General features: G+C 71.9%; 9 protein-coding genes. 6 read left to right on the top strand and 3 right to left on the bottom strand.

The genetic code is table 11. The features are described from left to right. Positions 1 to 181: 181 nt before the first annotated feature. Positions 182 to 2,230, bottom strand: coding sequence for an MDR family MFS transporter (locus tag ACHBTE_RS35485; RefSeq protein ID WP_394729852.1), 2,049 nt, complete (start codon positions 2,228 to 2,230; stop codon positions 182 to 184). Between the two features lie 302 nt (positions 2,231 to 2,532). On the opposite strand from ACHBTE_RS35485, the gene ACHBTE_RS35480 reads away from it, so the two are divergent. Then, entirely contained in the window at positions 2,533 to 3,471 is a 939-nt protein-coding gene (locus ACHBTE_RS35480; RefSeq protein WP_394729850.1) for a peptidoglycan-binding protein, read from the top strand. A 210-nt stretch (positions 3,472 to 3,681) separates the two neighbouring features. Here ACHBTE_RS35480 and ACHBTE_RS35475 read toward each other — a convergent pair whose 3' ends face one another. Next, positions 3,682 to 4,350: an HAD family hydrolase gene (locus tag ACHBTE_RS35475; protein ID WP_394729848.1), complete on the bottom strand. Its 669-nt coding sequence runs from the start codon at positions 4,348 to 4,350 to the stop codon at positions 3,682 to 3,684. Positions 4,351 to 4,563: 213 nt separating this feature from the next. Beyond that, positions 4,564 to 5,145 (bottom strand): TMEM165/GDT1 family protein, encoded by a 582-nt coding sequence (locus tag ACHBTE_RS35470; protein ID WP_394729846.1) that lies wholly within the window; start codon positions 5,143 to 5,145, stop codon positions 4,564 to 4,566. A 398-nt stretch (positions 5,146 to 5,543) separates the two neighbouring features. On the opposite strand from ACHBTE_RS35470, the gene ACHBTE_RS35465 reads away from it, so the two are divergent. The 5 genes from ACHBTE_RS35465 (at position 5,544) to ACHBTE_RS35445 (ending at position 10,529) form a co-directional block, all read left to right on the top strand. Further along, on the top strand, positions 5,544 to 6,188 hold the full coding sequence (locus ACHBTE_RS35465) for an HNH endonuclease family protein (RefSeq protein WP_394729844.1): 645 nt from the start codon (positions 5,544 to 5,546) through the stop codon (positions 6,186 to 6,188). A gap of 116 nt (positions 6,189 to 6,304) precedes the next feature. Further along, positions 6,305 to 7,993 carry an alkaline phosphatase D family protein gene (locus tag ACHBTE_RS35460; RefSeq protein WP_394729842.1) on the top strand — a complete coding sequence of 563 codons (1,689 nt, stop codon included), beginning with the start codon at positions 6,305 to 6,307 and terminating at the stop codon, positions 7,991 to 7,993. A gap of 228 nt (positions 7,994 to 8,221) precedes the next feature. Next, complete coding sequence (locus ACHBTE_RS35455; RefSeq protein ID WP_394729840.1) at positions 8,222 to 8,659, top strand: DoxX family protein; 438 nt, start codon at positions 8,222 to 8,224, stop codon at positions 8,657 to 8,659. A gap of 346 nt (positions 8,660 to 9,005) precedes the next feature. After that, entirely contained in the window at positions 9,006 to 9,626 is a 621-nt protein-coding gene (locus tag ACHBTE_RS35450; RefSeq protein ID WP_394729838.1) for a DedA family protein, read from the top strand. Positions 9,627 to 9,896: 270 nt separating this feature from the next. Continuing rightward, complete coding sequence (locus ACHBTE_RS35445; protein WP_394729836.1) at positions 9,897 to 10,529, top strand: hypothetical protein; 633 nt, start codon at positions 9,897 to 9,899, stop codon at positions 10,527 to 10,529. Positions 10,530 to 10,637 lie beyond the last annotated feature (108 nt).

Below are 10,637 nucleotides of genomic sequence, written 5' to 3'. Positions count from 1 at the left end.
CCCCCCCCCCCCCCCCCCCCCCCCCCCCCCCCCCCCCCCCCCCCCCCCCCCCCCCCCCCCCCCCCCCCCCGACCCACCCCCCACCCGCAGGCGCTACGCGCACCCCCACCAAGAAGCCACAGGCCGCCGCAGGCATCGAGGCGAACCCCCACCGAACCCGAACCCGAACCCGAACAGCCCCTCAAGCCTGCGGCTGCTCCCGATCCGACCCGCACAGCTCCTCGTTCAGCTCCTTCACCAGCTGAATGAGATCCGTAGGCCGATCCGGCCCCCACCAGTCCCCCAACAACTCGGCCAACGAAGCCTCCCGAGCCAGAGCCAACCGCTCCGCAACCCCCCTCCCGGCCTCGGTCAGCACAAGATCCAGCCCCTCACGAACAGCCAGCCGCCGCTCCTCGACCTGCCGCGCCGCCTCGAGGATCACCGTCAACGGCACCGCGCTGCGCTCCGTGAGCACCGCCGGCTCCACCCACCCGTACTTCTTGATCCGCAGCAACAGCCACCCCGCCGCCGGCAACAGGTCGTACCCCGCCCGCTCGGTGATCGTCCGGTACACCTCCCGCCGCCCCTCCCGCGTACCCAGCACCGACAACGCCCGGCACACCTCGTCGTACGACGACCGCTCGACCGGATTGCTGGCCAGCGTCTCGGAGAGATCGGGCGCCCGCACGGACCCCCGCAGCTTGTCCTCCCGCAAGAACCAGGCGAGCACGAACCCGAGCAGAGCGACGGGCGCGGCGTAGAGGAACACATCGGTGATGGAGGACGCGTACGCCTGAAGCGCCCCCGGCTGCAACGCCGACGGCAGCTCGGCGATGCCGCGTGGATCCGCCTCCAGCCCGTCCAGGGTCACCCCGGCCGGAAGCCGTACCCCCGCGAACGCCTCCACGAGCTCGTCGTCGAGCCGGTTGGCGAAGATCGTGCCGAAGATGGCGACGCCGAACGAGGCCCCGATGGACCGGAAGAAGGTCGCACCGGAGGTGGCGACGCCGAGATCCTCGTACGACACGGCGTTCTGCACGATCAGCACCAGCACCTGCATGACCAGCCCCAGCCCCAGCCCGAAGACGAAGAAGAAGACGCTCATCTCCCAGGTGGAGCTGTCCAGGTCCAGCTGGTGGAGCAGCAACAGCCCCAGCGTGGTCACCGCGGTCCCGGCGAGCGGGAACACCTTCCAGCGCCCGGTCCGGCTGACGATCTGCCCGGACGCGGTGGACGACAGCAGCATGCCGATGACCATCGGCAGCATGTGCACACCCGACATGGTCGGACTGACACCCTGCACGACCTGGAGGAACGTCGGCAGATAGGTCATCGCGCCGAACATGGCGAACCCGACGATGAAGCTGATGATCGCGGACAGCGTGAAGGTCCGCACCCGGAACAGCTTCAGCGGCAGCACGGGTTCGGCGGCCCGCCGCTCCACCGCGACGAACGCCACCGCGAGCAGGACCCCGAGCAGGGCCAGCCCGATGATCTGCGCCGACCCCCACCCCCAGGTCGTCCCCCCGAGGGACGCCACCAGCACCAGACAGGTGGCGACGGAGGCGATGAGGAACGTACCGACGTAGTCGATGACATGGGCCTTCGCCTTGTGCGGAATCCGCAGGACGGCGGCGATGACGGCGAGCGCGACGATCCCGACGGGGAGGTTGATGTAGAACACCCACCGCCAGCTCAGATGCTCCGTGAACACCCCGCCCAGCAGCGGCCCGAGTACACTGCTCGCCCCGAACACGGCCCCGAACAGCCCTTGGTACCGCCCCCGTTCGCGGGGCGGGACGATGTCGCCGACGATCGCCATGGACAGCACCATGAGCCCGCCGCCCCCGACGCCCTGAACGGCGCGGAAGGCGATGAGCTGGGCCATGTCCTGCGCCATGCCGCACAGCGCGGAGCCGACGAGGAAGATCACGATCGCGATCTGGAAGAGCCGTTTGCGCCCGTACTGGTCACCGAGTTTGCCCCACAGCGGAGTCGCGGCCGTGGACGCCAGGAGATACGCGGTCACGACCCAGGACAGATGCTCCAGGCCGCCGAGGTCGCTGACGATGGTGGGCAGCGCGGTCGACACGATGGTCTGGTCGAGGGCGGCGAGCAGCATGCCGAGAAGCAGCGCGCCGATGGAGACGAGGACGTTGCCGGGCACGTTCTCGTGCGGCTCGACTCCCCGCTGCGGGGGCTGCGCGTCACGCACATTTCCCGTCATACCGTGCGCATCCCCGCCCATGAAGACCTCCCGAGGCTGTCGTTACACCTCCCACACACCTCCCATCGTGATCGCTATGCCCGGTTATGGCCTGTCGAGTCCCTTTGGAATTGCTCGTTCCGGGGGCTTACGGAGACGGCGTGAGGAACGTCTGCATAATCTGGGGAGTTCGCGAGGGGAGGGACGAACACGTGAGCGAGTCGAGGGGAACAGCGGGAAGCGGGGACCCGGCCGACCCGGGGCATCCGACCGGCCGTTCATGCCCGGAGTGCGGGGCGCCGAGAGCGGCCGACAACACCCCGTCGTGCGGCTGCGGCCGGCGCGTGTCCGAGGCCCTGCGGGACGCCCGTACGGCTCAGGCCGCGGCGGCGGAGGACTTCGATCCGCTGCGGATACGGCCATACGTGGAACTGGAGGGCGACGCGGGGACCGACGCCGAGCAGGAGCGCGACCCCGCGGAAACGATGCCTCTGCGGCCGGTACCGCCGACGGACCCGGTGTCCGCGCCCGGGGCTCCCGGGACGGAACCGAGCGCGGAGGACATCAGCCTGTTCGAACCGGAGACGGCGCCGCACGAGGTGGACGACACGGGTCCCGCCGGATCCGCCGGATCCGCCGGCTCCGCCGCGGGCCGGGCCGGCGGCCGGCGTCGCCGTACCGTGCTGCTCGGGGTGGGCGGCGGCGTCGTGGCCGTGCTGGCGGCGGCGGGCCTGGCGAGTGGGCTGCTGGCGTACGAGACGCCGTCTCGGGACAGGGCACTGCCGAAGGAGGTACGGGCGAGCGTGCCGGACGCGCCGGCCGGCGAGACGGAGGCCGGGACTCCGCCGCCGAGCGGAGCGCCGCCGCGGACGTCGCCGCCCGCGGTGTCCCCGTCCCGCACGGGGAGTGCGTCCACCTCACCGACACCGTCCGACCCCGCCCCGGTGCCGACACCGTCCGCCTCCGCGCCGAAGCCGACGAACACCCCGTCGGCCACGGAGGCCGGCGGCGCTGGGGCCGGGGCTGGGGAGGAGTCGCCTGCGGCACGGGAGACGGCGCCTGCGATTCTCGGCCGCGGCGACCGGGGCCCCGAGGTGGTGGAACTCGAACTACGGCTGACCCAGCTGGGCCTGTACACACGGGAGCCGAAAGGCACGTACACCGAGGCCGTCGAGGATGCGGTGGCGCGGTTCCAGTGGGCTCGGGGGGTCGGGCCGGAGGAGTACGGCGTGTACGACGCGGAGACGCGGGAGCTGCTGGAATCGGAGACGCGGGAGCCGTGAGAACTCGGGACCGTGTAGGTGGGCCACCGCGCCGCCGACGACGCAGAAGCCGTGACCCCGGCGCCGTATCGCCCAAGAACTCGCGACCGCGGCCCCCAAGGCGACTGCGGGCAGTCGAGGGCTGATCGCGCAGTTCCCCGCGCCCCTTGGGTGGGCCACCGCGCCGGCGACCGGTCAGATCGGCACGTCGGGCCACCCACTGACGGTGCCCTACCCGACGTAAACCCGAAGCCACCCGTCCCCGGAAGACTCCACCCGGACCTGTCGAAGGTCCCGTACCAGCGCGTCCGGATCGTGCGCCCCGGCGCGCTCGCCGACTCCCACGACCCGCATGCCGGCCGCGTGGCCGGCCTGGATCCCGGCTGCGGAGTCCTCGAAGACCACGCACTCCTCGGGCTGGACCCCCAGTTCGGCGGCCCCCTTGAGGAAGCCCTCCGGGTCGGGCTTGCTGGCGCCGACCGATTCCGCGGTCACCCGTACATCGGGCAGGTCGAGCCCGGCGGCAGCCATCCGTGCCGTGGACAGCGCCACGTCCGCCGAGGTCACCAGCGCGTGCGGGAGCCCGCTCAGGGAGGCGAGGAAGTCCGGTGCGCCCGGTATCGCCACCACGCCCGCCACGTCCGCCGTCTCCTCGGCGAGCATGCGCGCGTTGTCCGCGTGGTTCTGCTCCATCGGCCGGTCGGGCAGCAGCAGCGCCATCGACGCGTACCCCTGCCGCCCGTGCACGACCTTCATCACGTCGTCCCCGTGCAGCCCGTGCCGGTCGGCCCAGCGACGCCAGATCCGTTCGACGACGGCGTCCGAGTTGACGAGGGTGCCGTCCATGTCGAGGAGAAGGGCACGGGCGGTGAGCACGGTGGGCACAGCGGTGGCCGGCATCGGCAGCTCCAAGGGCGACGGGCGCGGAGGCGAAGGGTGGGCCTCCGAGAGGGATCCCCGAAGGGACAAGGTGGTCCCGCCCGCCGGTCAGGGAAAACAGGCGGGAGCCACTTTGTTCCTCCACGGTACAAAACCGAGCGGCATACCGCCACCACCCCCGCCGACCGTTCACCGACAGTTCAGCCCGGCCGCCCCTCACGCACACAAGAGCCCTCAGCCGGCGACCGCCTCCCACAGGCTCCAGAGCCCGAGCCCGAGCATCACCAGCGCCGCCACCTTGGTGATCAGCCGCAGCGGCACCCGCCGCATCAGCGCCTTCCCGCCGACGATCCCGATCCCCGCCACGGCCCACAGCGCCAGCACCGCGCCGAGGCCGACCGACAGCGGATCGTCGTAACGCGCCGCGAGGTTCGCCGTCATGATCTGCGTCAGGTCCCCGAACTCGGCGACGAGGATGAGCATGAACCCGGCCCCGGACACCTTCCAGAAGGACTGATTCTCCGGCCTCCGGACCTCTTCCTCGTCCTCATCCTTCTTCATGAGAAGAACCGCCGCGCCACCCAGGAACAGCACACCCGTCAGCGCGTGCACGATCTGCTGCGGCAACAGCGTCAGCACACTGCCCGCCGCCACCGCCAGCGCGACATGCACCGCGAACGCGGCGGCGACTCCGGCGAAGACGTACGAGGCGCGATAGCGGGTGCCGAGGACGAGCCCGGCGAGCGCGGTCTTGTCGGGCAGTTCGGCGAGGAAGACGACGCCGAAGACGACGGCCGTCACGGTGAAGCTGATCAAGGTTCCTCAATCGGTCGGGGCTGCCCCACCGAGAGCATGGTCACTGCGCTGCGACACCTCGGCACGGCAGCGCACTGGGCGCCCGTGCCGTGCGGCACGAGCGTGCACTGCTTGCCGAAGGTCTCGCTGGCCGGCCCATGAACGAGGTCCGCCTCCGGGCGCCGGCTCAGACGAGCTGAGCAGTATGTCGACGGTCCGGCGAAGAGCTACTCCCCTTCTGCGTCCCCCATCATACGAGACCGGCGCGGAATCGTTCCGCCGCAAAGTTTCGCCGTAAACCTTGTTATGTCATGCACCCGTCACTAATTTCTCACCGGGTGCCCATCTCCCCGCAACGCGGCGTCGCGCGCATTCTCCATGCCCGCACGCCAACACCCCCACCCCACAAGGGAGTTCGCATGACGAAGTTCTACGCGCGTCGACGTGTCAGCATACTCTCGGCGCTGACCGGCGTCATCGCCTCGGCCGGGCTCTTCAACGGTCCGACCGCCTCCGCCGCGCTCCCCACGCCGGTCAGCGCCGCCACCGCCCGGGGTTATCTGGCCCAGCTCACCGTGGCCACCGAGGACCGCACCGGCTACGACCGCGACCTCTTCCCGCACTGGAGCACCCAGTCCGGCGCCTGCAACACCCGCGAGACGGTCCTCAAGCGCGACGGCTCGGGCGTCGTGACCGACTCCTCCTGCGCCGCCACCAGCGGCAGCTGGTACTCCCCGTACGACGGCGCCACCTGGACCGCCGCCTCCGACGTCGACATCGACCACCTCGTCCCGCTGGCCGAGGCCTGGGACTCCGGCGCCGGCGCCTGGACCACCTCGCGCCGCCAGTCCTTCGCCAACGACCTGACCCGCCCCCAGCTCATCGCCGTCACGGACAACGTGAACCAGGCCAAGGGCGACCAGGACCCGGCCCAGTGGATGCCCTCGCGCACGGCCTACCGCTGCACCTACGTCCGCGCCTGGGTCCAGGTGAAGTACTACTACGGCCTCTCGGTCGACTCGGCGGAGAAGTCCGCGCTCACGAACCACCTGGCGAGCTGCTGAGCAGCCGCGGCGGCGCCGGACGTCCAATGCGGGAGTTCGGCAAACCGTGACCTGCGGAACCTCCCCGTTCTCCTCCGTCGTTCCGTACCGTACGGGGCGACGGAGGAGGGCATGACGTGGCCGAACTGCGCCTTGGACCACTGCTGAGGTACGCCGACGGCTCGTCCGCGACCGTCTGGGTCGAGGCGAGCCGGCCGTGCGCCGCCGAGGTGCGCGGCGCGGACGGCTCCGGTGGCGAGTCCCGCACCTTCCAGATCGCCGGGCACCACTACGCCCTGGTGCCGGTGACCGGCCTCACCCCGGGCACGACGACGCCGTACGAGGTCCTCCTCGACGGCACCCGGGTATGGCCGCTGCCCGACTCCCCCTTCCCGCCCTCCGTCATCCGCACCCCGGCCGCCGACGACACCGTCCGCCTGGCCTTCGGCTCCTGCCGCTGGGCCGCGCCGCCGGCCGGCGAGAAGGACCCGGTGGGCCCGGACGCGCTGGACACCCTGTCGGCCCGGATGGCCGGCGACCCGGACGGTGAGCGGCCCGACGTGCTCGTGCTGCTGGGCGACCAGGTGTACGCCGACGAGACCTCCAAGGCGACCCGGCGCTGGCTGGCCGCGCGGCGCGATCTGAACGACCCGCCGGGCGACGAGGTCGCGGACTACGAGGAGTACACCCGGCTCTACTACGAGTCCTGGCTCGACCCCGAGGTGCGCTGGCTGCTCTCCACCGTGCCGAGCTGCATGATCTTCGACGACCACGACGTCATCGACGACTGGAACACCTCCGCCGCCTGGCTCGCCGACATGCGGGCCACCCCGTGGTGGCGCGAGCGGCTGCTGAGCGGACTGATGTCGTACTGGGTGCACCAGCACCTGGGCAACCTCTCCCCGGCCGAGCTGGCCGCCGACCCGCTCCACGCCGCCGTACGCGAAGTCCCCGACGGCACCGACCTGTTGCGCTCCTTCGCCTGCCGGGCGGACACCGACCCGGCCTCCGTCCGCTGGAGCTACCGGCGCGACTTCGGCCGCGTACGGCTGCTGATGGTGGACACGCGGGCGGCCCGGGTGCTCGACGAGGACGCACGCTCCATGCTGGACCCCGGCACGGCACGATGGCTGCGCGAACAGGCGCTGGACGCCCCCGGCTCCTACGACCACCTCCTGATCGGCACGTCCCTGCCCTGGCTGCTGCCCCACCTGGTGCACGACGCCGAGGCATGGAACGCCGCGCTGTGCCGGGGCGAGCGCGGGGAGCGCTGGGCGCGGTTCGGGGAGGATCTGCGCCGGCGGGCGGATCTGGAGCACTGGGCGGCGTTCCCGTCGTCCTTCGACGCGCTGGCGGCGCTCATCGCCGAGGCCGGGTCGGGGGCCGGGGCGCCGGCGACGGTGTGCGTGCTGTCGGGGGACGTGCATCACGCGTACGTGGCCGAGCCCGCCTGGCCGGACGGTACCGGGCCCGACGCCGGTGTCTTCCAGCTGACCTGCTCGCCCGTCCACAACGCCGTCCCGCTCGCGATCCGGCTCGGCTTCCGCTTCGGCTGGAGCACGCCCGCCCGGCTGCTCGGGCGGTGGATCGCGGGGCACGGGACCTGTCCGCGACCGCCGATCGACTGGCGCAGGACGGGCGGGCCGTGGTTCGGCAACCAGCTCATGACCCTGACCCTGCGCGGGCGTTCGGCACGGCTGCGGCTGGAGCGGGCGCGGGAAGAGCGGGGGGCGGGGGCAACGGGAGGAGCGGGAGGAGTCCGCGGGGCGGCCGGTGCGGCCGGGGCGCGGCTGCGGACGGTCATGGAATCCGAACTGGCCCCGTGATCGCCAGTGTGGATTCGGTCACTCTTTCGGACGCCGGCGCGCCGGCAAGAGGGGCGCCACATGCGGTATCTCCCGGGATCACAGGGGAAATCGAGGCGGTGCGTTGGCCGAATGTTGAACTTGCAAGTTTTGATTAGGTTTACCTAACGTGGGCGCTACCGATCAGTACCCGTCCCCTCGCCGTTCCTCCTGGTGACGGCCCACCATCAGACCGCGGGAGTCCCCCACATGACCGGACGCCTCAACAGCGCCCAGCCGTATGCCATCGGCCTGTTCCGTATCGTCGTCGGCCTGCTCTTCGCCTGCCACGGCGCCAACTCGCTCTTCGGCACCTTCGGCGGCGAGACCGTGGAAGCCGGCACCTGGCCGGGCTGGTTCGCCGCCGTGATCGAACTCGTCGGCGGCAGCCTCGTCCTGCTCGGCCTCGGCACCCGGGCCGCGGCGTTCATCTCCTCCGGCGCCATGGCGTACGCGTACTTCAAGGTCCACCAGCCCGAGGCGCTGTGGCCCATCGAGAACAGCGGCGAAGGTGCCGCCATGTACTGCTGGGCCATGTTCCTGCTGATCTTCACCGGCTCCGGCGCGTTCGGCCTGGACCGGCTGTTCGCCAAGCGCTCCGGGGCTCAGGAGAGCACCCCGGCCGACAAGGCCCCGGTGGCCGCCTGACACCGCCGGCCCTGGGCACGACGGCACCCTTTCAGGTACGTCGACTTACGTACGTCGGCGCCCGTACACCGCGGAGATCGAGCGGGTACGGGCGCTGTCGTGTGGGGAGCGGGTACGGGCGCTCATGTCAGGGGAGCGAGTCCGGGATCCAGTCCGGGAGCGGGTCCGGGATTGAGTCCGGATCGACTCCGGGCGGACGGGTGAACATCCTGTGCCGAACACACGAGCCCCCGATGAATCTCCTGTCACACCCCCGGCGTACGCTGTATGGCTGTCATAGGCCGCCCCTGCCGCTCCCCCACGACGTCGCGGCACGGTCTGGCCACGGGGGGAACGGGGAGATGCGGTGCTGGAGGGTTTCGGGGACGTGGGTTCGCTCACGGCGGCCCCATGGATCTACGTAGTGGTGGCACTGTCCGTCCTGCTGGACGTTTTCGTACCGGTCCTGCCCAGCGGCGTCCTGGTGATCACGGCCGCCACGGCCGCGGCGGCGGGGTCGGGCGCGGCCACCGGCCGCGTCCCCGACGACGTCCCGGACATCCTGGCCCTGACCCTCTGCGCCGCGACCGCGTCCGTCCTCGGCGACCTCGTCGCCTACCGCCTCGCCCGGCGCGGCGGCGCCCGACTGGACCGTGCGATCGCCCGCTCCCGCCGCCTGAAGTCGGCGCAGGAACGTCTCGGCACGGCCCTGGCGCGAGGCGGCGGCGCCCTGGTCGTCCTGGCCCGCTTCGCCCCCGCCGGCCGCTCGGTCGTCTCCTTCGGCGCCGGCGCCACCCACCGCAGCGCCCGCGACTTCCTCCCCTGGTCCGCCCTGGCTGGCCTCGCCTGGGCCGTCTACAGCGTGGCCCTCGGCTACTTGGGCGCCCAGTGGCTGGGCGCGACCTGGCTGGCGACAGCGGTGTCGGTGGGCGCGCTCTTCGCGGCGGGGGCGGCGGCGACGTACCTGGTCCGGCGGAGGCCGGCGTAGCGGACGGACGGGCCAGGCCCGCCCGGGTCAGGTGGCCCGCTCACGGCGAGGCGCAGGCACTGCCGCCACACCCGCCGAGCCCCATCACGTGCCGGGCGCCCGGCGTGACGTTGAGTGGCCGTACCTGCGCACCACGTGCACGATGGATCCACGTACTGGGACATGAGGCAGCAAAACGGCAGGCGGCAAACAGCTCGCCGCCGATGCGATTCGTTCGCGCGCATCCGTCCGGCCGCCTGCCCCACCGCCGCGAGAAAGGGACCGCCAGATATGAGCGCCCGAGCGTCGAAGGCGACGAGACCACTCCGGCGCGCCCGCCTGCGCACCGCGCCGGCTGCACTGCTGCTCACGGTCACGAGTGCCGCGGCGCTGGTCGCGTGCGGCGGGGACGACGACGGCGACGGCGCCGCCTCCCCCCGGCCGACCCCCACCCGTCCCGACACGGCGTCGTTCTCCGGCACGGCGGCCACGGCGCTCTCCTCGCTCGAGGCGTCAGCCCGCGAGCGGGCCTCGGCCGCGGCCTCCTCCGCCTCCGCCCGCGCCTCGGAGTTCGAGGCATCCGTGTCGGCGGAGATCACGCGCGCCAACCAGGCGGCCCAGCAGGAGCTCGAGGACGTCGACGGCCGGGGCAACGCCACCGCGGACGTATCGCTCACCGGAAAGCCACGCGCCGAGACGGCCGGACTGCTCGCCGTCGTCGTGAACATCACCAACCGCACGGACGAGACCGCGTCCTACGCGGTGCAGGTCGACTTCCGCGACCCCGACGGCAAGGTCGCCGAGACCCGGTTCGTGGGCGCGGAGGACCTCGAACCCGGCGAGAAGGCCCAGCCGCTCGCGATCAGCCGCAAGCCTGCCGAGCCACGGCTGACCGCGGAGATCGCCAAGGCACAGCGATACTGACGCGCACCCGGCGCGGCTCCGGGGGGACCCTCTAGGTGTATTGACCCGCAGGGTTGTTCACACGGCTGATCGGTGGCTGGCCGCCGAGTGCGGTGTGGCAGCGATGGT

Origin of the sequence: Streptomyces sp. M41, from assembly GCF_043673425.1 — a bacterium.
In the GTDB taxonomy this organism is placed as follows: Bacteria; Actinomycetota; Actinomycetes; order Streptomycetales; family Streptomycetaceae; genus Streptomyces.
The sequence above is the reverse complement of the archived record's forward strand: the minus strand, read 5'-3'. Positions and strand labels throughout refer to the sequence as shown.